The 26,116-nt window shown below is 42.2% G+C and carries 19 protein-coding genes; 8 read left to right on the forward strand and 11 right to left on the reverse strand.

Annotated elements, in window-relative coordinates:
• Positions 1-9 precede the first annotated feature (9 nt).
• From AC07UV_RS05700 to AC07UV_RS05715, 4 genes are all read left to right on the forward strand, one after another.
• The gene (locus tag AC07UV_RS05700; RefSeq protein WP_282250786.1) at positions 10-732 is read left to right on the forward strand and encodes an OB-fold-containig protein; all 723 of its coding nucleotides are present in this window, start codon (positions 10-12) and stop codon (positions 730-732) included.
• 102 nt (positions 733-834) lie between these two features.
• On the forward strand, positions 835-2,949 hold the full coding sequence (locus AC07UV_RS05705) for a flotillin family protein (protein ID WP_282250787.1): 2,115 nt from the start codon (positions 835-837) through the stop codon (positions 2,947-2,949).
• Between the two features lie 80 nt (positions 2,950-3,029).
• Positions 3,030-4,463, forward strand: a complete 1,434-nt coding sequence (locus tag AC07UV_RS05710) for a serine hydrolase domain-containing protein (RefSeq protein WP_495182994.1) — start codon at positions 3,030-3,032, stop codon at positions 4,461-4,463.
• 20 nt (positions 4,464-4,483) lie between these two features.
• Positions 4,484-9,328 carry a DNA repair ATPase gene (locus AC07UV_RS05715; protein ID WP_495182995.1) on the forward strand — a complete coding sequence of 1,615 codons (4,845 nt, stop codon included), beginning with the start codon at positions 4,484-4,486 and terminating at the stop codon, positions 9,326-9,328.
• A gap of 111 nt (positions 9,329-9,439) precedes the next feature.
• Here the strand turns inward: AC07UV_RS05715 and AC07UV_RS05720 are convergent, their stop codons facing one another.
• From AC07UV_RS05720 to AC07UV_RS05770, 11 genes are all read right to left on the reverse strand, one after another.
• Positions 9,440-11,140 carry a bifunctional alpha/beta hydrolase/class I SAM-dependent methyltransferase gene (locus AC07UV_RS05720; protein WP_495182996.1) on the reverse strand — a complete coding sequence of 567 codons (1,701 nt, stop codon included), beginning with the start codon at positions 11,138-11,140 and terminating at the stop codon, positions 9,440-9,442.
• Between the two features lie 97 nt (positions 11,141-11,237).
• Positions 11,238-12,623: a phosphatase PAP2 family protein gene (locus tag AC07UV_RS05725; protein ID WP_495182997.1), complete on the reverse strand. Its 1,386-nt coding sequence runs from the start codon at positions 12,621-12,623 to the stop codon at positions 11,238-11,240.
• The gene (locus AC07UV_RS05730; protein ID WP_495182998.1) at positions 12,605-13,360 is read right to left on the reverse strand and encodes an SDR family NAD(P)-dependent oxidoreductase; all 756 of its coding nucleotides are present in this window, start codon (positions 13,358-13,360) and stop codon (positions 12,605-12,607) included. The genes AC07UV_RS05725 and AC07UV_RS05730 overlap by 19 nt, the downstream gene beginning before the upstream one ends.
• 262 nt (positions 13,361-13,622) lie before the next feature.
• Positions 13,623-14,654 (reverse strand): patatin-like phospholipase family protein, encoded by a 1,032-nt coding sequence (locus AC07UV_RS05735; RefSeq protein ID WP_495182999.1) that lies wholly within the window; start codon positions 14,652-14,654, stop codon positions 13,623-13,625.
• A gap of 49 nt (positions 14,655-14,703) precedes the next feature.
• The gene (locus AC07UV_RS05740; RefSeq protein WP_495183000.1) at positions 14,704-15,549 is read right to left on the reverse strand and encodes a phosphatidate cytidylyltransferase; all 846 of its coding nucleotides are present in this window, start codon (positions 15,547-15,549) and stop codon (positions 14,704-14,706) included.
• Positions 15,542-16,147: a CDP-alcohol phosphatidyltransferase family protein gene (locus AC07UV_RS05745; protein ID WP_495183001.1), complete on the reverse strand. Its 606-nt coding sequence runs from the start codon at positions 16,145-16,147 to the stop codon at positions 15,542-15,544. The genes AC07UV_RS05740 and AC07UV_RS05745 overlap by 8 nt, the downstream gene beginning before the upstream one ends.
• Before the next feature lie 162 nt (positions 16,148-16,309).
• Positions 16,310-17,785 (reverse strand): TPM domain-containing protein, encoded by a 1,476-nt coding sequence (locus tag AC07UV_RS05750; RefSeq protein WP_495183002.1) that lies wholly within the window; start codon positions 17,783-17,785, stop codon positions 16,310-16,312.
• Positions 17,786-17,964: 179 nt separating this feature from the next.
• On the reverse strand, positions 17,965-19,287 hold the full coding sequence (locus AC07UV_RS05755) for a gluconate:H+ symporter (protein ID WP_495183003.1): 1,323 nt from the start codon (positions 19,285-19,287) through the stop codon (positions 17,965-17,967).
• Between the two features lie 16 nt (positions 19,288-19,303).
• Entirely contained in the window at positions 19,304-19,945 is a 642-nt protein-coding gene (locus AC07UV_RS05760; protein ID WP_495183091.1) for an FGGY-family carbohydrate kinase, read from the reverse strand.
• Positions 19,942-20,802 carry an FGGY family carbohydrate kinase gene (locus AC07UV_RS05765; protein ID WP_495183004.1) on the reverse strand — a complete coding sequence of 287 codons (861 nt, stop codon included), beginning with the start codon at positions 20,800-20,802 and terminating at the stop codon, positions 19,942-19,944. Before AC07UV_RS05765 ends, AC07UV_RS05760 begins: the two co-directional genes overlap by 4 nt.
• A 410-nt stretch (positions 20,803-21,212) precedes the next feature.
• Positions 21,213-22,844, reverse strand: coding sequence for an ABC-F family ATP-binding cassette domain-containing protein (locus tag AC07UV_RS05770; protein WP_495183092.1), 1,632 nt, complete (start codon positions 22,842-22,844; stop codon positions 21,213-21,215).
• Positions 22,845-22,928: 84 nt separating this feature from the next.
• On the opposite strand from AC07UV_RS05770, the gene trmD reads away from it, so the two are divergent.
• The 4 genes from trmD to AC07UV_RS05790 all read left to right on the forward strand — a co-directional run bounded on the left by trmD (position 22,929) and on the right by AC07UV_RS05790 (position 26,115).
• Entirely contained in the window at positions 22,929-23,606 is a 678-nt protein-coding gene (gene trmD, locus AC07UV_RS05775) for a tRNA (guanosine(37)-N1)-methyltransferase TrmD (RefSeq protein WP_495183005.1), read from the forward strand.
• A gap of 256 nt (positions 23,607-23,862) precedes the next feature.
• The gene (locus AC07UV_RS05780) at positions 23,863-25,266 is read left to right on the forward strand and encodes an anthranilate synthase component I family protein (RefSeq protein ID WP_495183006.1); all 1,404 of its coding nucleotides are present in this window, start codon (positions 23,863-23,865) and stop codon (positions 25,264-25,266) included.
• Positions 25,263-25,556: a chorismate mutase family protein gene (locus AC07UV_RS05785; protein ID WP_120261797.1), complete on the forward strand. Its 294-nt coding sequence runs from the start codon at positions 25,263-25,265 to the stop codon at positions 25,554-25,556. Before AC07UV_RS05780 ends, AC07UV_RS05785 begins: the two co-directional genes overlap by 4 nt.
• Positions 25,543-26,115 (forward strand): anthranilate synthase component II, encoded by a 573-nt coding sequence (locus AC07UV_RS05790; protein WP_282250808.1) that lies wholly within the window; start codon positions 25,543-25,545, stop codon positions 26,113-26,115. Before AC07UV_RS05785 ends, AC07UV_RS05790 begins: the two co-directional genes overlap by 14 nt.
• The last annotated feature ends 1 nt before the right edge of the window (position 26,116 follow it).

A 26,116-nucleotide genomic window follows, 5' to 3' on the forward strand; every position in this document is an offset into this window, starting at 1 on the left:
AAAAATACGATGACAGAATTAATCAATATCTTATTCAACCCATTATCAAATGGCATCATGACCGTCCTGACGGGCCTGTCTGTAGTGTATTGGTTTTTTATGTTCCTCATGGGGGATGGTGTACATCTATTTGATGCTGACGCCAACGTAGACTTACATCCTACTCCTGATGTCAGCGACGTAGATGGCTCGCATGATATGAACGCCGATGGATCAGATCACCCACACCATCATACGGACTCCGATACGCATACCGAACCGGGTTTCTTTGCCAAGGCAATGGATTATATCAATGTCGGAAAAGTGCCAATTATGCTTATTGTGACCATGTTTAAATTTATTGGCTGGGTGATCACCATTGTATCTTCATTGTATATTGACGTCGCATCCTGGGGAATAAAATCGGTATTGATCTTAATTCCTGTTTTTATCGTTACGTTTTTCTTAATGCATTTTCTGACCAAACCACTCGCAAGAATGTTTAAAAATATAGGCTATAATGGCGAAGAGAGCCATGACTTCCTAGGGCGCATGGGAAAAATGCGTGCTAGTATTGAAGGCAAAAAAATAGGTTCTGCTGAATTTATCATCCAACAAGACCCTATCCGTCTCAATGTCGTGAGCCATAATGGTGAAAAGATCGGCTATGGTGATGATGTCATTATCGTGGATGAATCCAAGGACAAAAAATATTATTATGTCACCAAGGAAATCACCATAGACAATATTTAAAATTGATGAGCAAGACAGAGCCGCCTTGTCAGCGAAAAGCTTGCGCAAGTAAAATCTCAATACTCATATCTAAATACTAAAATCTAAATAAATACTAATCATATGCTATATCAACCTCTTTTATTTTTAAGTGGCTTAAACGGAATTATATTGCTAATTGTCGGTTTAGCTGTCTTTTTAATTTTTGCATTCTTTGTTGTACTGAGTGCATTCTATAAAAAAATCCCGCAGGGAAAAGCGATTGTCCGGACGGGGGTCGGCGGGACAAAAGTTGCCTTCAATAAGGGTATGTATGTCGTCCCTGTTTTCCACAAGATGGAGATCATGGATATCTCAATCAAAAAAATTGAAATCGCCCGTATGCAGAGCGAAGGGTTAATCTGTAAAGACAATATCCGTGCAGATATCAAGGTGGCATTCTTTGTTCGTGTCAACAAAAATGTGGATGATGTGATCAACGTTGCCCAGAATTTGGGATGCGACCGTGCAAGTGAGCCCGAAACTTTAAAGAGCATCTTTGAATCTAAATTTTCTGAAGCCCTAAAGACCGTAGGTAAGAAGTTTGATTTTATCGAATTGTATGAAGCCCGTCGTGAGTTTCGTGATGAAATCCTCAATATCATTGGTACAGACCTGAACGGCTATATCCTTGATGACTGTGCCATCGACTACCTGGAACAAACAGATATCGAACACTTAAATCCCAGTAACATCCTGGATAGTGAAGGTATCAAGAAAATCACCGAGCTGACAGCAAAACAAAATATCAATGCCAATTTCATCCGTCGTGACGAAGAGAAATTGATCAAAAAACAAAACGTAGAAGCACGCGAGGCAATCTTAGAACTGGATCGTCAACTTGCCGAAAAAGAAGAAAAACAAAAACGTGAAATCGATAATATCAAAGCGCGTGAAGAAGCCGAAATAGCAAAAGTACGTGAGGAAGAACGCTTGAAATATGAGAGTGTCCGCATTTCGACCGAAGAGCAGTTGGCTGTACAGGAAGAAAATAAGCTGCGTCAGATAATCATCGCCGAGAAGAACAAGCAACGTACAGATGCTGTAGAAGCAGAACGTGTGGAAAAAGACCGTGCACTGGAACAGACAGAACGTGAGCGTATTGTTACCTTGGCTCAGATTGACAAAGAACGTTCGATTGAGACTGAAAAGAAAAGTATTCAGGGTGTGATCAAAGAACGCGTCCAATTGGAAAAAGGTGTTATTGAAGAACAACAAGGAGTCAAAGATATTGAAGTATTCCGCGAAGTAGAACGGAAGAAACAAGCGGGTGTTATTGCAGCATCACAAGAAGCCGAAGAAAAATTAATTACTACGGTAAAAGCTGCTGAAGCAGCGAAAATTGCTGCAGAACAAGAGGCTGAGAAAAAAGTGATTGACGCCGAAGCAGCGCGTAAAATCGCTGAAAAACGTGCACAGGAATTATTAATAGACGCCGAAGCGAAAAAAGAAGCGTCACTCAAAGAGGCCGAAAGCCGCAAGATCATAGCTGAAGCACAAGCGAAAGAAGAAGCCGCGATAGGTCTGTCGGAAGCCGAAGTAATGGTTGCAAAAGCCGAAGCCGAAGAGAAGCAAGGTACTGTACAGGCAAATGTTATTGAGAAGAAAGCCGAAGCCATGCGCAAAGAAGGTTTAGCACAGGCGGAAGTTGTCCGTGAAAAAGCACTTGCGGAGGCAAAAGGTATCGAAGAGAAAGCAGAGGCCATGAAAAAACTGGATGGTGTTGGTAAAGACCACGAAGAGTTCAAATTACAGTTACAGAAAGAACGTGACATCGAACTTGCGCAGATCAATATCCAAAAAGATATTGCACAAGCACAGGCGGGGGTATTGTCCGAGGCACTTAAAACAGCGAAGATTGACATCGTTGGTGGTGAAACCATGTTCTTCGAAAACATTGTACGTCAGGTATCCAATGCCAAAGGTTTTGACCATCTGATCGACAATTCGAAACATGCGACTGATATCAAAAATTCACTATTGGGCCCAGACGGAAAAGGTGATCTTGCTGAAAAAGTACGTGGATTAGCGGATAAATATGGGATCTCATCCAATGATATCAAGAACTTAACAGTGTCTGCGGCGTTGATCAAATTGCAGCAAGCGGCTACAGACGCTGAGAACGGTGAAGATGCAGGTTTTATCAATTCACTATTTGGGTTGGCAAAAAACTTAGGCATTTCCAATAAAAAGCTGTAAATACATTTATCATCTTGAGCCTTGTAAAGCATCAAATCTTAACAGGCTCAAGATAATATCCTAAAAACCAAAGCAATCACATGATACGTTTTGTCCTATTTTCTATTTTCCTGTGCTTAAATACCGTATTGGTAACTGCCCAGACAGTTCAGCAACGATTGGATTCACTATTCCAATCCTTGAATCAAGACGGTGAATTCAGCCGAGCATTCTTGGTCGCAGATGGCGGAAAAGTTGTTTTTGAGAAATATATAGGTTTCGAAAACCCCGCAAAAACAGAAAAAATAAATAGCAACAGCCGTTTTGAATTGGCCTCGGTGACTAAACAGTTTACAGCGATGGCCATTATGCAATTGGAAGAACAGGGTAAGCTTTCCTATGAGGATGATATTACCAAATATTTCCCGCATATAAAATTCAAAAATGTCCGTATCAAAAATCTATTGCGGCATACCTCGGGAATACCGGAATTTTTGGCCTGGGATCAGCAATGGATCGATAAGAAAAAAATAAATACAAATCAGGACTTCCTCAAAGTAATTGAGACAAAGATTTACAGCACCTCCTTTAAACCAGGTGATCAATACACTTATTCGAATACAAACTACCTGCTCCTGGCTCTAATTGTAGAAAAAGTATCTGGGCAATCTTTTGCTTCCTATATGCAGCAGCATATATTCAAACCTGCCGGAATGAACAACACGGCCATATTTTCGGCACGTTCCCCCAATGCTGACCTTAAAAACTACGCAAAGGGGATGGCCTATGATGCGAAGACCAAAAGCTTCAAAAATGTTGATGAATTTCCTGCATTTAGCTATCTAACCTATTTTGATGGTGGAAGTGGGCCTTATGGAATAAGCAGTACGCCCCAAGATTTATTTCAATGGAATCAGGCTATCCAAAACAATACACTATTAACGCGTCAGAATTTCATGAAGGCCATCTCTGTCGACACGCTCAATAATGGCAAATCCATTAAAATGGCAGGTTTGTACTATGGTTTTGGCTGGGTCTTTACTGACAGCACCAACAGTGAAAGCAAGATGCATTTTCACACAGGGGGATATCCGGGCTATAAAACGATCAACATTCGAGATTTTAAAGAACAAAAATATTTCATCGCTTTAATGAACAAATGGAATACGGTTGATGTATATCCATTGACATCCGCTGTTAATGCAATTCTTCAAAAAAGAAAGGCTCCAGTTATTGAACGTGAAAAATTAACGGGAGCGATCATACTTGTGGAGTTTCAGATCAAACAGCTTTTAGGGACATATAAATACACAAAACAACCTGAATTGAAGTTCAAAATTACAGCTGATGATAATGGCAGTCTATTTGCCCAGTTATCGGGACAGTCAGCCATTGAAGTCTATCCGAAAAACGAGTTAGAGCTATTTTATACGGCTGTGCAAGCCGAGCTGAAATTCAGCAAAGAAAATGATCAGATCACAGCGCTGACGCTGTATCAAAATGGTCAGGAATTAAAATTCAATAAAGTTAAATAAGTCAAGAACTAGCGGAACTTATGCCAGAAGAAAACGTAATAAATCAGAACGATAGCCTTGATCAAGGTGCATATGAGATTATCCGAAAGCGACTTCTTACACAAAAAGAAGAACTAGCGACCAAGCTCCAGCGGTTGAATGAAGCCCGTAAAGAAGTCTTCAATTCAACGAGTTTTGTCCTCAAAGCCAATCAACGGATCACCACAGAAAACAACTGTGTTGCCCGCGGCATTCTGGCCTTGGATAATCAATGTATTTTTGGGTATAACGTGCATTTTGGACTGCGTACCGAGATCAAGCTGGAAGATGTTTTCAGTGTTTATGCATTTGAGAATAATCAATTTATTCCGCAGTCCCTAGACCTGATCAACGATCAAAATTTTATCTCAGATTATCAAAACCTATATAAATACTATAGGGACTCCATATTCTCCAAATTTCGTAGGACGGAGAACTATTTGTACATGATCTTTCAGACCAGCAAAAATCCTGCTGACCTCAAAGCATTCAAATGGTTAATCAAAGATGGTAAGCTCCAGTATCAGGATGACCGCAGCATTCATGAAGCCAAATTGCCCAACCAATTTGAATTTGACTGGACAAAAACAACGCTCGATGATCGCCGTCTGGGAAAATATCCCCATATATCCATTATGGATAAGATCTTTATTGAGGCAATCAACGGTGACATCACCTTCAAGATCGAAAACAATACAGACAGTGGCAAAGGGATCTATTCCGAAAAAGTGGTCAATGCAGACCAACAATTGGACGATGCCGATTATTACTATGCAGATCTCGGCAATCTTATTGCGGTACGCATCAAGCCATACCAGGAAGATTTTAGGGCCTTTGTCTATAACCAACGGACGAAGGAAGTAATCAACCTCAAATCACTGAATGAATCAGCAATATTGTTACCAGACAATCAAGGGATTATTTTTTCGAATGGATACTACTTACAAAATGGTACACACAAGGTTTTTGACGCCCAGTTTGAACATGTATCGTTCCTGCGTAGGATAGCCTCCCCCAATGGTGAAGATTTTCTGTATATATTCTGTCAGGAGGAAACCAATACCTATATCCTACTGTCATATAACATCATTCAGCAGCATGTCGAGACCCCGATTATCTGCAACGGATTTACCCTGTTCAAAGATGGTAGTTTAATTTATTTCCGCACCGAGGCAGAAGCCACCAGGCATCATCAGGTTCAGATCTGGGAAACACCCTATATGGCCATGCTCAAAGAAAATGAGCAGAAGAAAGATGATCCCCTCTATAAGGTAGGCAATAAACAGATCGTGCAAGCGATGGCCGAGGCTCAGGAGGTTATACAGCTTATCAACAAAGAGGACAGCTACGAAGGTTTATACGAAGATATCCTCAAAAAATCCACGGTTTTATTGGATTCCTATTTCTGGATAAAAGATGACGCCTTATCAAATCTTGGCCAGCCATTAACACAGATCAAGGAAGTCGCCAATACCGCTATTGATGAGTTCGTCAAAGTACAGGCACAACGCAAACATGCCGCAGAATTAAATCTAGCAGCAGAAAAGAAGATGGAAGAACTCACCTTCTCCATCAATAGTACCGTTGTAGACAAACTCGATCAGCTCGTCCATCAATTGGCCGACTCCCGTCGTCTTCAGGGTGAAATCATCGACCTTAAAAATGTAAAATATATTGATACGGTCAGCATAGATAGTCTGTTGGAAAAACTGCAGGTTATCACCTCTGGCCTGGCCGAAAAAACCATTGCTTTTCTCCTACGTGATGAAGCCCTGCTTACTTACGAACAAAAGGTAGAACAGCAGAAGAAAAATGTAGAGGCCATAGTTAAGGTCTACGATGCCAAGGCAATCGAGGAAGCCAATTCGGCCATTTCAAGCGAACTGGAACTATTGATTGATATCCTCAATAGTTTAAAAATTGACGACTCCACACAGACAACCAAAATCATTGAAAAAATTTCGGTTATTTTCTCCTCCTTAAATGAAGTGCGCGCACAGCTAACGCGAAAACTCAATTCATTAAAGAGTACAGAAGCAATAGCCGAGTTCTCTGCACAGCTGACCCTGTTGGAGCAATCCGTGACCAACTACCTCGAACTGTCAACGACAACCGAAAAGGTAGACGAATATTACACAAAAGTCATCGTTCAGCTGGAAGAGCTCGAAAGTAAGTTTTCTGAATTTGAAGATTTTGCTTTAAAGATCGCGGACAAACGTGATGAAGTTATCAAGGCTTTTAATTCCCGCAGAGAACAAATCGTTGAACAGATCAACAAGCGTACTTCCTCGCTCGAACAGATCGGTCTTCGTGTATTAAAGAACATTGAAAACAAATCCAAGACATTTGCAACGCGGGAAGAGATCCTCAGCTTCTTTGCCTCGGATCTGATGATCGACAAGATCAGACAATTGGTACAGGAGCTAAAAACACTGCAGGATGTCTCAAAAGCAGAAAACCTTGAAAATCTATTAAAGAAATCACAGGAGGACGCCTTACGGGTTTTACGTGACAAAAATGATCTGTTTGTAGATGGCGAAAATATCATTGCATTGGGCAAGCACAAGTTTGCGGTCAATAACCAATCCCTTAGCCTTACCTTGCTGCGCAGAAATGATGAACTGTATTTCCACCTGACGGGGACAAGTTTCTATCAAAAAGTGCAGGCCGAGGAAATCAACAGTTTTCAGGATATCTGGGATCAGGAACTTGTCTCTGAAAATAAGGAAGTCTATCGTGCAGAATACCTTGCATACAAAGCATTCCTGGCTTCGAAAGGACAACAAGATTTTGATGCTGCATTATTCATCACACAGACTGTGGAGCAAAGTTATTCAGAAGGTTATGTCAAAGGAGTTCACAATGTGGATGCGCTATTGATCTATGATACGGTCAAACAGTTGGATACCAAATTGGATCTGCTTCGCTATGATCCCCTATTGCGAACGATGGCTCAGTTATTTTGGCAATCCCTTTCGGATGATCAACGGACAAAGCAGCAGGCACTGATACATTCTACCTACACGATATTAAAAACGTTTTCAAATTCAAATCGTTACCAGTCTGTCATTGATGAACTGACCAAGTTATTCAATGCATGGGAGACACATTTGGATCGCTCCACCATTCATGGCCGTGATCTGGCAACGTACCTTTTTCAGACGTTTACGAGCTACAATACCTTTGTCGTCAGCGAACAGTCCGATGAACTGAAAAAGGCGTTTATTCGATTGCTGGAATCCAAGAAAAGTTACAAGCTATTTGAAGCGGATATTCAGAACGAACAATTTAGCGTGGTAGATCGCTTTTACCTGACTTTAAATTGGCTCAACTCCTTCGTTGATGAGCATCCGGAATATCTTATGCTACGTAAATATATTGAGGAAGCAGCGATCATGTTGCTTTATCCGACCCATGAGTATCACCTGATCATCGCAAAAGACCAGGCGCATATCAGCGGATTAAAAGGCAATCATGCGATCCTGAACAATGGAGAGGAACATATCCAATATCATGAGTTTTTAGCACGTCTGGCGCAATTCGCTGATTATAATGTACCCCGTTTTGTGGCTTTCTCCACATTGAAAGAGCAGCTTGCAAAGTCCTATGCTAAAGAACTAAAGATAGGTGAGTTTGAGCCCAAAGTACTGACCTCCTTTGTACGTAATAAGCTGATCAACGAAGTTTACTTCCCATTGATCGGAAATAACCTCGCCAAACAGCTGGGAGCCGCTGGCGACAACAAACGTACGGCCCGTATGGGAATGCTTCTGTTGATCTCGCCTCCGGGTTACGGTAAGACCACCTTAATGGAATATCTTGCCAAAACTATGGGCTTACATTTCGTCAAAATCAATGGCCCGACCATTGGTCATTCGATTACATCCATTGACCCGATTGAAGCGAAAACATCCGGAGAACGGGAAGAGCTCAAAAAGATCAATCTTGCATTTGAGATGGCTGACAATGTCATGCTGTATCTGGATGATATCCAACACTTAAATCCGGAGTTTTTACAGAAATTCATCTCTCTTGCCGATGGTCAACGTAAGATTGATGGCATCTTTGAGGGCGAGAGTAAGACCTATGACCTACGTGGCAAGCGCTTCTGCATCGTGATGGCCGGAAATCCATATACAGAGAGCGGCTCTAAGTTTCAGATTCCCGACATGCTTGCCAACCGGGCCGATGTGTACAATCTCGGTGATGTGATCGGTGATACCGAAGCATTATTCAACCTCAGTTTGATTGAAAATGCGGCTATTGAAAACAGTTACCTCGAAAAAATTGCAAGCAAGTCTTTTAACGACTTCTACGCCCTAGTCAATTATGCGCAGTCTGTTATGGATCAATTGCCGGATTTAGAGGGCAACTACCTGAAACAGGATATCGATGACTTTATCTCGGTACTGCGCCATGTACTAAAAATCAGAAATGTCGTGATCAAAGTAAATCAGAATTATATTCAGAGTGCAGCAATGCAGGATAATTACCGTACCGAACCACCATTCAAAATGCAGGGATCGTATCGGAATATGAGCAAATTGGTTGCACAGGTGGTGCCTATGATGAATGAGCAGGAAATTGATCAGCTTCTTCTTGCGCACTATGAGAGCGAATCGCAGACATTGACAGCGGATACCGAAAGCAATCTCTTAAAACTAAAAGAGCTTGCCGAGCTGCTAAACCCTGTTGAACTGGAACGTTGGGAAACCATCAAGGAAATCTTCCGCAAGAACAATAAACACGGTGGACTGGCCAAAGACGATAAAGTATTCGGTCAGCTGCTGGACTTCAATGAAAATCTGGAAGGTATTATTCAGGCGATCCGCGAGTATAAGAACTAAAACCATAAACTTAATTTTTCTCCATTGGCCTATCCGAACCAATGGAGAAAAATAATTTATCAGATGATTTAGCTAAGATCGCATCTACAGTCATTCCGAATCACGATTACCCTATTTTACAGCTCCCGAAGAAACGGTAAATATTCCATAATCGTCAATAAGCATCCGTTCCTTCACCACACCATTATAGGCCATAATCCGATCCAGTTCTTTCTGCGAACGTCGGCGCATGACCCAATCTTTCTTCTGATGACTGTTCAGTACATAAGCAATCATTTTCAATTGTGGATGCCATGGCTGTCCGGTATAGACCAAATGGCTGTTTTCCTCACAAATGGAAGTCGCGCCATATACCGCCCTGCTCGCCATTTCATTGTCGCCAAACAATTCGAAGATACCGGAGATTACCACAATATTAGGTACAAAATCCAGTTTGCTGTAAGTCTCCGGATCAAAACAGTCGTAATTGCTGAAACGTATTCCTTGGAGCCCTTTCTTCTTGATGATTTTCTCACCCACTGCAATATTTGACAACATAAATTCATTGATCACGATCTCCACTTCCGGATATTTTTCTTTGATGTCAAACAAATAATTTCCGGTACCGCCAGCGATATCCAATATTTTCACAGGCCGGCCTGTAGACTTGACCTGCTCAATATTCTCTTCTAATAGATGTAATAAATGCTGTTTGCGTATACGGATTCCTTTCCAGCCGATCGCTTCCAAGTACCCTTTATCGATAATTTTACCTAGCCCCAACCTACCCTTTGGCTCGTTGCGGTATACGTAATCCAATGAAATTCCCGAATCAAAACCAAACTGAAGCCCTAAATTCATACCATGACTCAATGATCCGATCTTGCCTAAAGTCCATTTCTGAAAAGCATAGTTTAGTTTCTCAGCCGCAGGCATCACCTTATGGTACAATTTCTCATATTCCTTTACCGAAAACTCATCAGGCTCCAGCCCCTGCTCAGGTCTTTGTCTTGCATAGGCTTTCGTAATAAAATCTTTTAAATAGGTATAGACTTTCTGTCTGTTGGATTCAAACAGGATACCATGATAAAAATTGCGTAAGGTAATAAATGTCTTTAGCTTGGAAGCGATGGACACGAAGAATTGCTTTTGCACCGAGTTTTTAACCACATAGTCCTTTTCGGCAGATAGCACGATCACGGGAATATCTATGGCGGCTGCATCCTCGACGATACGCACACCGGCTTTCAATAGGTCGACCAATAAAGCACCATTAATGGATTTTGAGATTAGGGGATCAGCATCATAAGCCTGTTGTTGCTCAATATCATGGGTCAGTACCTTCGCCTTGACATAGCTTTGGATAACAAGATCCTTTTTCAGCTTAGTTCCCAGTGCAATCATCTGGTTGGCCAGTGGTACATACAGCTTAATCTCGAAAGCAGGGGCCAGTAAAGCCATACCTGCGATCGGAGGGGCAAAATCATGTACCCAAGCACTCACAATGACCCCGGCAATACTATTGGCGATGACAAAGACATCCTTTGTGTCAACCCCATATCCGGAGCGGATATAGGACACAAAACTATCCAGATCGCGCACATTATCCATGAAAACCGGTGATACGGGCACTTTGGTATGGCCATGTCCCCGCAGATCAAATGCGAAGATGGAATAATCGGCAAACTGTGGATCGGTAGCCATCTCTTGCAGGCGTTCTGAATGTTCATGCCCACGGTGCAATACAACTAAAGCCTTTTGTCCCTGTTGATAATTCCAAACACGATATAGCAGTTCCCCTTGATCGAAACTCTTAAAATAACCTGATTTCATCTTTTTATAATTTATTCCATCAATACAATGGCGTATGTAATTTTAGTATCTATTCAGCCATGGTCGTTAAAAACAAAGACCAAGCCACCCTTCTTGATCATGATCTGCTCGCGAAGATAATTTTCATCAACTGGATCGCATGATCCTGTAACACCATATGCCTATTGATCGACTTCACCTGATCAATAGCTTTATTTAAATCTAAAGATAATAATTCCTGCGTCATCAGAACAGCAAAAATCATGCTCCTACTATAACCCATTGTACAATGAATGACCATATTTTCATGCACGCCCAATACACGGTAGGCAGACACCATTGCATCTATGATCACCTGGGCATGATGCAGATCGATCTCCGCAATATCCAGCAAAGGGAAAGAATAATACTTTTCCATGGCACCCAAGAGTTTTACCTCCTCCAGTTCAGCCGCGAGGTCAAAAACAACTAGATTGCGATCCGATCCCAAGGCTACAAACTCCGATGCGTTCAACCTTGGCCCCACATAACAACGAGGCAATAACTCCATTAGCGGCGGATTATTTTTATTTCTAAAAAAACGCCACATCAACCGGTATGCAAATTGGTAAGGAGCATAAAATACTTTCTTTATCAGCGGTATTCGACCCCGATGATCCTTTAAAAACCTCGTATTACCGCGCAGGTAATTGTAACCAACCGCAAAGCAGACGAAGGCTACCCAGGCAAAAACAATCAGCGGCAATACGTATCCTTCACAGAGCAGCGCCAGTAGCATGAATATCCACCCAATAAGGTAATAACTATTCGCTAGTTGTTGGTTTCTGACTGCCGGAAGACGATCATCAAGTTTTTGGGAATCAATACCTGATTTCTGCCGTAGCTTATGTCTCTGTTCAATAGCATTCGGAAAGAGTATAAAACTGAACTGAACGAGTATGCAAGCTGTCAATAGATCGATCACATGGTGCTGATATACGGCCAATGTTCCTAAGCCCATCAACAGAAGCCAGATGCCCAAGATTATTTTCTTCCATCCGTTGAACTTCCAACGCAGCACTGACCAAAAAAGACAGGCATAAGCGACATGCAGGGAGGGTGCCTGATTAAAAGGCGAATCATATTCCTTTAAGAAGGAAAAGAAAATAGTAAACAAAGGATATTCAACCGACGGTCTGTCAAAAGAAAACCGCAACGGAAAAAGGAGAAAGCACAATGCCGCAATCAGGGTAACAAACGTAAATCGCTTTGCATAGCACAGGAGCTCCCCTTTTTGTCCACAGTAAAATGGCACGAGGCAAAAAAACAGTCCACTACTCATATAGGGCAGGATCATCCATGGAACGAACGGAATGTACTGTTCAAAATCGAATACAAAGGAAGGTACCGCAGCTAAACTGGAGGCGTAGGCTGCTGTATAGGAATAGGTAAGTTGAAAAAATAACAGGCAATAGATGGCAACAAGGAGCTGCCCGCCTACCTTCTTTAATCGTTTTTCATCCATTTGGCTTTCCTAAACATGATTTTACTTAATAATACATGGGGGAGCAGGCCTAAAAATCCCATCAGCCATTTCATACGCTTCGGAAAAATCACGATTTCTTTCTTTTGCTGTATTGCTTTTAGGATACGCTGCGTGGCATCGTCTACGCTGATCAAAAAGGGCTTTTTGGAGAGATCCTGCTGATTAAGTTGACGGAGCTTGGTTGTATCTACATACCCCGGTGCGATGACTGTCACCGCAATCCCATACGGAAGCAATGCCCTTCTGTAGGCATCAGCCACTTGAATTGCGGCCCGCTTTGTTTTGCTGTACAAACTTGAATTCGGAAAATCTAAAGTCCCCGAGACGGATGCTATTGTTGCGATCTGCCCCTTTGATTGTCCACGCATGGCTTCGCGGGCGACTTCAAAACAGTTCACGGTTCCCAGCATATTGACGCGGAGCATCGCACTTGCCTCTTCATAACTGATGCCCTGTGCCACATCATCGGCATAACTTCCGGTACAATTGATAAAAAGATCCAATGTCCCATAATGACAGAAACAATCAACGACATCAGCCAAAGCATCCCGATTACATACATCCACTTCAAACTTGATGAGCGCATCGTATGTCGCTTGATTGGTCAACTTTGAAAGGTCTCGACCACATACAGCAACTTCAGCCCCTTGCTGGAGGTAGCATTGTGCTAGTTCTAGACCTATTCCGCTTGTTCCGCCTGCGATAAATACCTTCATTTTATACAAAAAAAATAACGATTATATTACCCGCTTGATCGGGCTATCCTGTCAAACAAATAAACCTTCGGTATGCCACCTAAACTCTCCAATAGATCCCGTATTACACGATAAATACTTCCAACAACCATTACCCAGATACATCGTGTATTAAACCGTATGTAGCGTCAATGTCGTCCAAGCTCAATAATTTCCCTGTATCAAGCCGATCCCCTATCTCGCGCCATCTCTCCCAACGACCATTATTCCGATACATCGTGTACTACGCCATACGCAGTTCCAGCGTCTTGCTATATCCATAATTCCACTGTGCTTCCATAGCGGTCGCAAATTCATCCAGACTTGCCGGAAGAGACAATGTTATTTCAAATCTACGCCAATCTATGCCTTTTCTGCAATAGTTTCCGGCTAACTGTTCCGCAGCGTCCATTGTATCGATCCATCGGAAGCTCTGAAATTGCTGATCAATATCCCGCAAGCGTTGATTCCCGCTAAAGCCCAATACCGCTCTGACTAATCCCTCTTCCTGCAATTTATAACTCTGCTTCCGCTCGCAGATTACTTCTGCTGCCAAAGACTGCGCCAGTTCTACAGGTACCAGATCAATGGCTCCACCGGCATAATATTCTCCATTCCGCTCTATCGGCTCAATATAAAACATATCGGACATGGAAATACGAACAGCCTCCAATAATGTAGCCGCTGAATTTATCGCTATCGTTGGGGCAACAGCACTTTGTCCATAATTTTCACCTTGAATTTGGATGCTATCCAGACTTACTCTCGATAGTACAGCTGTATTCCCCATCAAGACTTTTTGATAAAGCTTACGTTCTCCACGTCTCTCCCCAACTTCAGAACGGTCAAAAAGCAATTTCGAACCAATAATAATCGACGGTATTTCTTCCGAAAATGGGCGGTTCAAAGTCGGTAACAAGGGCGAAAGATCAGGTTCCATATTGACCAGATAACGATCAAAGATATCTTCCAGATAAGGAGCAGATCGTTTATCCCACTGCTTTTTTAGCACATACCACCCCAGTTTGTCCAGATGACGTTGTTCCGTAAGCCGATGTCCACAGAAGAAGCGATAAAACTCTTCGGATTGGAGATAAGATTTCCGCTCTGCATCCGTTTCAAAAGACTGAATAATCGCAGCAGCCAACGATCCACCACAGCTAGCAATTAATAGGTCTGGTTTTAGCCCCAGTTCTTCCAACGCGGCATACATGCCCAAGTACAAGCCAAAACGAGTACCGCCTCCTGAAAATAAAACTGTCCGCTGATAATTCATTTAGCGATATATTAGGTATGAGATTCGAGACATAAGATTCTGGTGCTATTTACAAATTCGTCATTTCTATCAAACAAATCAAACCATAGAAAACTGGTGCATTAAACACCAAGCTATCTATCCGATCCAGCAATCCACCATGTCCGGGGATTAATGTGCCCGTATCCTTGACTCCTGTCCTACGTTTCAAAAAGGAGAAAAGCACGTCACCACAAAATCCTAACGTACCAAAGAGCAGACCAAGCAACGAAAAGCAGATAAAATCCCCAAATGGCAATAACAGGTAGCCCAGGATATTACTCAAAATTACAGTCAGCCCGATACCACCGATACATCCTACAACAGTTTTGTTTGGACTGATACGCGGAACGATCTTTCGTTTACCAAAGAATTTACCCATTAGGTATTGGAATACATCGTTCAGTTCGGTTAAAACAATGATATAGGCCACAAGCCGTAATCCCATCAGCTCATCCTGATTGATTTCTACTGCCCGGATAAAGGCCAGCTGGCTGAATGCAAGCAGGCAGGCAGCGGCTCCAAAGGTCATTCCGATAGCAGCACCCATCGCTGTTTTCTGTCCGAACCGGAAAAACAGCCCAATCCCGATGCACAATAGTGTCGCCCAACATAGATAGGCGCTATACGAGCAGTAGATTAAAAGGATCAGCTGCAATAGACCCGTTACAATAGCAAAGGGCAACACAAGACTAAAATTGGGCACAAACATCTTCATAAACTCGCGCATCCCCTGAAATGTCAGCCAGGAAACAAACAACAATGCTATTGTTTGCGGAACGAAAGCAATGGCCAGTACAAGTACAATGTACCCCCAGCTTCTGACCCGAACAGGTACGTCAGCAAACTTGTCCTTCGGATTGGATACTTCACTCATGTACAACCAATGCCTTTCTCAATCGCGTTATCGAACTCAAGATCAATAACAAACATAGTACAGCAAAAATATAGCCTGAAATAGTCGTTATCGAGATCTGTAACAAGCTCAAAATACCATATACGCCGAGCAACAATGCACGGTCACTTTTACCCATGGGTCCATCATACCGACGGTCATTGGCAACAACTTTTCCAATGAGGCCACAGAATTCATTGATGACACTCAAAATAATAAAGCATACCACTAGATATAAACTCTCAGGATGAAATTTAAGCAACGGAAAGAAGATCAGGACATCGGAGACAATATCGCCCACCTCATTCAAGACTTCCCCCTTTTTACTCGTCTGATTGAAAAGACGGGCCATCATGCCATCCAATGCATTGAAGGCCATCCGCAATAATAAACCGATCGGTAATGCCAAGAACAAAATTGGCATCCGATCAGCATACCAAAACAATACTGCAATAACCAAAGACAGCACTATGGAGCCAATAGTAATCTGATTGGCAGTTACCTTTTTTCGATTCAAAAAGGTCAAAATCGGCATTAATAACTGCTGAAACTTTGGTTTTAATTTATAAACAGAAATCATATATGCGCTATATAGCTTAATTTTTTATTTTTTTTTAAAAAAAACTTTTGATAGTGTAATAAATACACTATATTGTGTCATCATAATTTAGGTTTATAATTGGTTATTTAAGGTTTTCATTCTCCCCGATTGAAAACCTTTTTTTTGCCCCTAAATTGCGAACTACCATCGTCCACCTGCACCGCCGCCACCCGAAGAGCCACCGCCAAAACTTCCACCACCGCTACTACTAGAACCACCACCACCGGAGCTGCTCGATGAAGACCGCACTTTAACAGGTATGGTATGCTCACCATGGGAGACGCGATGTCCACAGTTCTTGCATTTATCAAAACGTTCCTCAAGTCCTTGCGAACTATAAGTTGCGGATCGGATCGTCCGTGAAAGACCTGTCTCAAATGTACGGTAATGACATTGCGGACAATCAATGTACCCTGCATTTTCATCCCAGGGAACCAACTTGGTTTCATTGCTATTCTGATCTACCCAGATCTCATAAGACCGACTGCCAATTTTTTCTTCCAAAAGCTGTCCTTTATCCAGGTATGCACTTTCCCGCGTAGAATCATCATCTTTGTTCATACGCAACCAACGTCCCGAACCATCCGGTGGAGTCAATCGAAGTTCATTTTTTCGAATCCGTTTATTTATTCCAAAAAGATCAAACAGCGCCAAAGGACTTAATAGTAAAGGGACAAGTCCCCAAATACGAAATTTACGCAGAGCTTGCTGGATATTCTCCTCATCACGATAGGAATTGACAATCTGCGTACGGCTCGCATTATATTTCATAGCCAATGTGATACTGCCAAATATAAAAATAAAGTAAGGAAGGTTCTTCCATTGATAAACGACTTCAAAGTTGTTCAATGCAAAAGCACATATAAAGACACTGGCAAACATCAACATCCCCATACAACCACAGCCGCTGACCAGTGGTGGGAAATACTTACTTTTCTTGGTCAGTTGCCCTTTTATCGCGCGGGTTACCTCACCCAGCCAGATATAACAAATGGCAAATAAAGCCAGTACCAAAAGTGAATTTCGCAGGATAGGACTGTTGAAGCTCCAGATCGGAGTTGCCTCAGGCATCAGGCGCTCCAATTCAGCCTTGCTATCAGGCGACATTAGAATGGTTTTGATAAACTGCGAAGCCTCAAGAACTCCTTGGTCATAATTTCCATTTCGAAAATTTGGTACGAGATACTTCTCACCGATCCGCTTTAAATAGGCATCAGGCAAGGTACTTTCCATCCCATAACCCGTAATAAAACGATATTCCCGCCGATCTTTGGCAATAAACAATAATAGACCATTGTTACTCCCCTTCTTACCGATACCCCAGGTATTAAATAGTTTAAGTGCAAATTCAAAATCGCTGTCACCGACATAGTCATTGACCAATACAATGGCATACTCACTTTTGGTAGCTGCTTCGATCTGTGTGGATAAACCATCCAGTTCAGCTACAGTACCTGATGACAAGATCCCATCGGGATTGGACACAAAATAGTCTTGCCCTTTCTGCTTCGGACTAGGTATATTATCTACTGTATACTGTGCCAATACCGGAACAGCATTTAAACAGCAGCTTAGCCAAAATAAAAGGAAGATATAGAGTTGATGTGATCTATGCATATTTTTTTAGAATAACTCAAACAACAAAATTTGGTTCATTGTCACGATATTAAGAAAAAACAAACAAACAAAGGTTTCCTTCAAAAAAAAGCCCATAATCAACCGATTATGGGCCTGTATAATTCAATATTCGTTTGAGCAATTCATGTAATGGCAATAGGATACTTTCTCATTCGCTGTCAATGACCAAGCCCGTGTAAAATCAAGACACCGATCAAACCAATAACAGAAACGAGCGTTTCCATCACCGTCCATGAGCGAAATGTGTCCTTCATGCTCACTCCAAAATAAGATTTAAACATCCAAAACCCCGGATCATTGACGTGTGAGAACATGAGACTGCCCGCTCCAGTCGCTAGCACCATTAATTCAGGAGTAACATCTCCTGCTTGCACAATGGGGAGCATAATGCCCGCTGCCGTGAGCCCAGCAACGCTTGCCGAACCGATAACTAAGCGAATGATACCGGCTATCAACCATGCAAGCACAAGAGGCGACAAGCTAAGGTCTGCGGTTAGGTCAGCGATGTAGTTGGCTACACCACTATCTACCAAAATTTGCTTGAAGGCGCCTGATGCTGCAATGATAAAAAGGATCATCATTATCCCACGAATTGCTTCTTCCACACTTGCTGACTGCTCCCGCAAACTTTTGCCTTGGCGAATACCCATCGTGTACATCGCCACTAGCGATGCAATCATTAAAGCCACCACCGGATCACCCAAGAAACGTAGTGCCGTCAGCCAAGAGGAGCCTTCTGGGAATAGTAGATGTGCAAATGAACCAAAAGCAATTAAAATTATTGGAAACAGCCCTGTAAATATACTAATTGCAAATCCGGGAAGCTCTTCCCTATCTGCTTGATTTTGCTCAGGAAAAAACTCGGCCGGTGGGTTGGTCGGAATACGCTTAAGCATCCTGCCAAAGAGTGGCCCACCGATAATTATGGCAGGAATTGCCACAACAACGCCATAGGCCATTGTTAAACCTATGTTCGCATTGTAGGCAAGCGCTATGGCCGTAGCTCCCGGATGTGGCGGCAAATAACCGTGCGTCACGGACAGCGCTGCCAACAATGGCATAGCTACGTAAAGCAAGGGCATTTTATTGGAAGCACATACCATGAAAACAAACGGTACTAAGACAATAAAACCGACATTGTAAAATAAGGGAATTCCTACTAAAAAGCCTGTGAGAACCATTGCCCAAGGTAAGTTCTTTCTGCCAAATACAGCCGTGAGTACTGTTGTAATCTTTTCTGCAGCACCACCCTCTGCCATCAACTTACCCAGTAAAGACCCGAAGGCCAACAAAAGTGCCAACTGGCCCATGGTACTGCTCACTCCGGTTTCAACAGATTTAAGGATATCCATAGCGTTCATATTCATAGCAAAACCGACCGCAACAGAAGTTATCAGTAATGAAAAGATCGTGTTTAACCTGACAACAGTGACTAAAAGAAGTAGTAAAGCTACTCCCAAAATAACGATGATTAGAGGCATAATAATTTACATCTAGTTAAAACTCACCTTCCAATATATGGTACAGGTGTTCAAATTTCTGGAAGTTCTTCATATATACCGCATGATTCTCTTCACTCGGTTTGTAATAGTGCTCGGTATCTTGTTTTCCCTCCGCTTGCTTGTTGTTTACGGTAGGATCACTCCTCTGTATACCCAATGCTTCCAAGCCTATCAATGCTGCTCCCCATGCAGAGCTTTCTACCGTATTTTTGGTGAACACAGGTTTATTGAAAATGTCTGCAAGCATTTGCACCCACAACGATGAACGCGCTAAGCCGCCGCTTGCAAAGATCGTATGAATGGGACCGGTATTCTCCTCTAATGCGATTCCTACACTGTAAATTGCAAACAACATTCCTTCCATCATGGCCCGTGCGAAGTGCGCCCTCCCATGATGCAGCTGTATTCCAAAATAAACGCCTTTTGCATTGGAATTCCAATGTGGTGCCCGTTCACCAGTTAAATAGGGCAAGAATATCAAGCCCTCTGCCCCGGGAACGACGGAGTCGACCAAAGCATTTAACGAGGCAGAAGAATCTCCATCCGTTTCCATTTGGGTAAAATTATCTCGAAACCAGTTGCGTAATACACCTCCATTGTTAACCGCGCCACCAATTATATATTCATTTGGTCTCAGTAAGTAGGTAAATAGCCTTTGTTTTTTTTCTTGATTTGCCTGCGAACTGCTACGCGAATAGCGCCACTGGTACCGACAGTTACCGAAGCCACCCCAGGACTTATAGCCCCTACCCCGAGATTAGCCAAACAACCATCGCTACCACCTATAACAAAAGGGGTATCTTCAGGGATGTGCATCAATGCCGCAATTTCTCGGTTAGGCATATTTAAAACATAATCGACCGGAACTGGTGATGCTAGTTGCTCTTCCGATATGCCCGTCAATCTTAACGCCTGATCAGACCATGTTAGCTGATGTATGTCGAAAAGCCCTGTTGCCGATGCAATGGAATGATCGACCACATAAACTCCAAAGAGCCGGTAAAAAAGAAATTCTTTGATACCGATAAACTTGTGCGACTGAGCAAATAATTTTTGATCGTTAGACTTTATCCACATTAATTTGCAAAGTAAAGACATGGGATGTATTGGTGTGCCCGTCTGCTGATAAAGCTGCCTGCCCGCCTCACTTGCCTCCAAGGCAACCGCAATATCCTCGCTTCTGCGATCTGCCCATATCATGCAATTGCTAAGTAGCTTTCCCGCCGAGTCAACAGCGATCAGTCCGTGCATAGCACTGCTCACCGAAATGCATACGGGTTTCAGTATCTCGGCGCTAGATTGCTTTAAGTTAATCATTACATACCTAATAGACTCAATACATGCAGCATAAACAATCTCCGGATCTTGCTCGTACCAGCCTTCCGACGGGTTTAATATGGGATAAGGTATACTATGCTGCGACAAGATGCTACCTTCGTCGTCAAATGCAACAGCTTTCGCAGATGATGTCCCAATGTCTAATCCAATGATCATAAATAAAATTGATGTTTAGGAGAACTCAATATACGGATTATCTGTTGTTTTACCCGGTCTGGAGAAAATTATTTCCCCTAATGCACATCGTCCTATTGATCAGGAAGGTATCTTTCATACACTTTGGGATTAAGAAAAAAATCTTGAAGATTCGATTTAATCTTCATTTAAAGAAAAAAAGCGGCTTTTTTATATAAAGCCGCTTTTTATAACTGAGCCTCCTATTGAGATGAACCAATGACCTACTTTTTACAAGTCAGTTGCACTACCAGTTAAGCCCGGGAGGCTTCGTTTACAGATAAAGTTTCTGATTTCTGTACTGCAAATATCGGGATTTGAACAAAAACTTGTAACGTATGCTTATATGAGATAGACTAACAGAATACGTTTACACCCTGTTGATCTAGATGCTATCGTTCAATATCTTTCAAACTGCTCATTTTCTTATATTCCAGGAATCCTTTTATATCTTCAAAATGCTCACGCACGCGCTTATTTCCAAATTCAAATACTTTTTCTGCTAATCCGTCCAAAAAGTCCCGGTCGTGTGAAACAAGGATCAACGTACCATCAAAATCCTTTAAGGCATCTTTGATAATATCTTTGGTCTTCATGTCCAAATGGTTGGTAGGCTCATCGAGGATCAAAACATTCACCGGCTCCAAAAGAAGTTTTATCATAGCCAGACGAGTTCGCTCTCCACCAGATAATACCTTAACCTTTTTCGTCGTGTCATCACCACTAAACATAAAAGCACCCAAAAGATCTTTCATTTTAACACGCACATCACCTATTGCAATTTGATCGATCGTATCAAAAACCGTCAATTCACCATCAAGCAAGGCTGCTTGATTTTGGGCAAAGTAACCGATCTTGGCATTATGCCCCACCTTCAATGTACCTTCAAAATCTATTTCCCCCATAATCGCTTTGATCATGGTCGATTTACCCTCTCCATTTTTACCGACAAAGGCAACTTTTTCGCCACGTTCAATCACCATATTGGCTTTATGGAATACCACATGCTCATCATAGGCCTTGGTAAGCTCCTCCACAATGACAGGGTATTGACCCGACCGAGGTGAGGGGGGAAATTTCAGGCGCAAGGCCGAAGTATCTACTTCGTCAATTTCGATAACTTCCAATTTTTCCAACATCTTTACACGCGACTGCACTTGTAAAGTCTTGGAGTAAGTACCTCTGAAACGATCAATGAATTCCTGATTGTCAGCAATAAAACGTTGTTGCTCCTCATAAGCTTTCAATTGATGCTGACGTCTTTCCTGACGCAACTCCAAATAGTGGCTATACTTAGCTCGATAGTCATAAATACGACCCATCGTTACCTCGATGGTACGGTTGGTGATATTATCGACAAAGGCTCTATCGTGTGAAATAACAATAACCGCCTTGGCAGAATTGACAAGGAAATCCTCCAGCCATTGGATACTCTCGATATCCATGTGGTTGGTTGGCTCATCCAACAAAATTAGATCCGGCTTCTTCAAGAGTATTTTAGCAAGCTCGATACGCATACGCCATCCCCCGGAAAACTCCGACGTCTGTCTGGTAAAGTCAGAACGCTCAAAACCAAGCCCCTTCAATACCTTTTCTACTTCTGCATCGTAATTGACCTCTTCGATTGAATAAAACTTCTCGCTCAGTTCCGACACCCGCTCGATCAATTGCATATAATCATCCGACTCATAATCTGTACGGATATTCAATTGCTCGTTCAGCTGCTCCAATTCATCCCGCATCCCATAGACCTCCTCAAAAGCCTTCGAGGTCTCCTCAAAGACCGTCACATGATCCTGCGTCAGCAAATGTTGCGGTAGATAAGCAATGACGGCGTCTTTTGGCCCCGCCACATTACCTGTCGTAGGCTTACCCACTCCAGCGATAATTTTCAACAGGGTAGATTTACCCGCACCATTCTTACCCATCAATGCAATCTTATCATTCTCATTGATCGAGAAAGATACATCCGAAAAAAGAGTCGTTCCCCCAAAGGAAACAGAAATATTATTTACGTCAATCACTGTATGTACACTTAAATTTGCCACAAAGATAAGCGAATCAATCTTATAAATAGACAATGGATCATTTTTGTGTATCTTTGCGCCATGCGTTTTGATATTATTACGGTCCTACCAGACCTTTTGGAAAGTCCATTTGCACACTCTATTTTGCAACGTGCAAAGAATAAAGGCCTCGCGGAGATATATGTACACAATTTAAGAGATTACTCAACAAATAAGCACAAAAGTGTGGACGATTACCCCTATGGTGGTGGCTCTGGCATGGTACTACAGATCGAACCCTTCGCTAAATGTATTGAACAATTACAGGCCGAACGGACATACGATGAAATCATCTATATGACGCCTGATGGAGAAACCTTCAATCAGGATATTGCAAACGGACTCTCGACAAAAGGTAACATGATGATTCTCTGTGGTCACTACAAAGGTATAGACCAACGCATCAGAGATATATATGTGACAAAGGAAATCTCAATAGGTGATTATGTGCTGTCCGGAGGTGAACTTCCAGCGGCAATTGTTACAGACGCGATCATCCGCTTGATCCCCGGAGTTTTATCGGACGAAACCTCTGCGCTTTCAGATTCTTTTCAGGACGGATTGTTGGATGCACCAATCTATACACGCCCTGCAGAGTGGAAAGGGCGCAAAGTACCCGATATTTTACTCAGTGGACATGAAGCAAAAATTGCTGCATGGAAGGACGAACAACAGCTAAAAAGAACACAGGAACGACGCCCTGATTTATTAAATGATTAAGGAATAAGGGTATTTTTTGTTTTTTTATCACAAAAAGTTTGGTTATTTATTTTTTTTTATAAATTTGTGTAATAATGACACGAAGATATACAAATACAAATTGGTGGTGGCCTGAAGCAATAAGCATCGGGAATCAATTGGTATTGTCATAATATTTCATAATCAACCAAAACCATTTGTGGAAATTCCAAACCCGATGCTAACCAGTATCGGGTTTTTTTTGTATAAAATTTATCATAACGAAGAAAAGAATAAAATGAAGTATAAATTCAAAACACAGAGCAGAAAGTTGCTTGCCGACACAACAACACCGGTGAGTATTTATCTTCGATTAAGGGATATCTTTCCAAATTCATTGTTATTGGAAAGCTCCGACTACCATAGTCGTGACAACAATATCAGTTATATCTGTTGCCAGCCTATAGCAGGGATTCAACTAGATGAGCGAGAGTTAACATTAACCTATCCCGGAAAAGAAAGGATTGTAAAAAATGCACAAGAAATAGAATTACGTCAGGAGGTATCCGATTTCAGGAATTCTTTTGAAGATTCTACGATAGCCGAACTGAACTTAATCTCCAACGGTCTATTTGGCTACTTTACATTTGATTGCATCGAACATTTTGAGGATATCAAACTGACAACACCTGTTGATCCGGCACGGAAAATACCGTTTATGCAGTATCATGTTTATAAGTATGTGATTGCCATAGACCATTTCCGTAATCAGCTTTATATCTTCGAACATCTTTTGGAAGATGAAGAGTCAGAACTGGAACGCATGCAATTCCTGATCCAGAACAAAAACTTCCCAGAGTATACGTTCAAATTGGCCGGAGAGGAAAGTTCCAACCGTACCGATGAAGAGCATCGCCAATTGGTCAAAAAGATGAAGGAACATATCCAACGTGGTGATGTCTTTCAAATCGTTCCATCCCGTGGCTTCCGAACACCATTCTCAGGTGATGAATTTAATGTCTACCGTGCATTACGTTCCATTAACCCCTCACCTTACCTATTCTATTTTGATTATGGTGACTTTAAACTGTTCGGTTCATCGCCTGAGGCACAATTGCGCATCCATGGCAAGCAGGCTACGATCTTCCCGATTGCCGGAACTTTCAAAAGAACCGGGAACATGGAGGAAGACCAAAAGATTGCCTCTAAACTAAAGCAAGATCCGAAAGAAACCTCCGAGCATGTGATGTTGGTAGACCTTGCCCGTAATGATCTGAGCAGACACTGTACTCAGGTTAAAGTAGAATCCTATATGGAACCGCAATATTACTCCCATATCATCCATTTGGTATCGAAGGTAACAGGTGTCTTGAAAGATAATATCAATCCATTCGATATTGTAGGAGATACCTACCCTGCCGGAACGCTCTCTGGGGCTCCAAAACACATGGCATTGACACTCATTGACCGCTACGAGGGATTGCAACGTTCTTTCTACTCCGGAGCGATTGGCTTTATGGGTTTCAATGGCGATTTCAATCACGCCATCATGATTCGTTCATTCCTCAGTAAACAAAACACCTTGCACTATCAAGCTGGTGGAGGAATTGTACTGGACTCTGACCCTGAAATGGAACTTCAGGAGGTCAACAATAAAATAGCTGCTTTGCGAAAAGCATTACAATTAGCAGAAACGTTATGATCAGACCATTAGAATACTGTGTCAATACCCAACATATCAATGTTTCAATAGACACCATCGACAACCGCATCGTTGAATTACTGGCTTTGCGGAAAACCTATCTCAACAAGGCAAAAGTGTTGGATGATCATACCGATGCCGGGCAGCATATTATTAAAAATATCAGCAGCAATCAGGCGACACTGGCAAAAAAATTCGACCTACCAGTGGAATTTGTTCAAGCGATATTTCAGGAAATAGATAATTACTTTAATCAGGACTATACAACAAGAGGCTATGAGCAACAATAAAATCGTTGTCATTGACAATTACGATTCATTCACCTATAATTTGGTTCATTTGCTCCAGGAGTTGGGACAGGACTATGTGGTGTTGAGAAATGATAAATTCAAACTGGAAGATCTGGAAGCATTCGATAAAATACTTCTTTCCCCAGGTCCCGGGATTCCGGAAGAGGCAGGTCTATTGCTTGACGTGATCCGCACCTATGCTCCGCACAAAAGTATATTGGGCATCTGCCTGGGGCAACAGGCAATCGCCGAAGTATTCGGCGGCACACTATTTAATATGGAAAAGCCGCTACATGGGGTTGCAACCAGCATTATTGTCACTGATGAATCCGAAAAGCTATTTCAGGACTTCCCGAAAGATTCCAAAATAGGACGCTACCATTCATGGGCTGTAAACAAAGAGACATTGCCAAGCACACTTAAAGTGACAGCCGTAGACGAGAATGGCATCATCATGGCACTGACACATACGGAGTATGATGTTCGAGGCATGCAGTTCCATCCGGAATCAGTATTGACAACAAATGGAAAAAAATTAATTGAAAACTGGTTATCTTAAT

This window comes from Sphingobacterium sp. GW821-FHT03E03 (assembly GCF_059420745.1).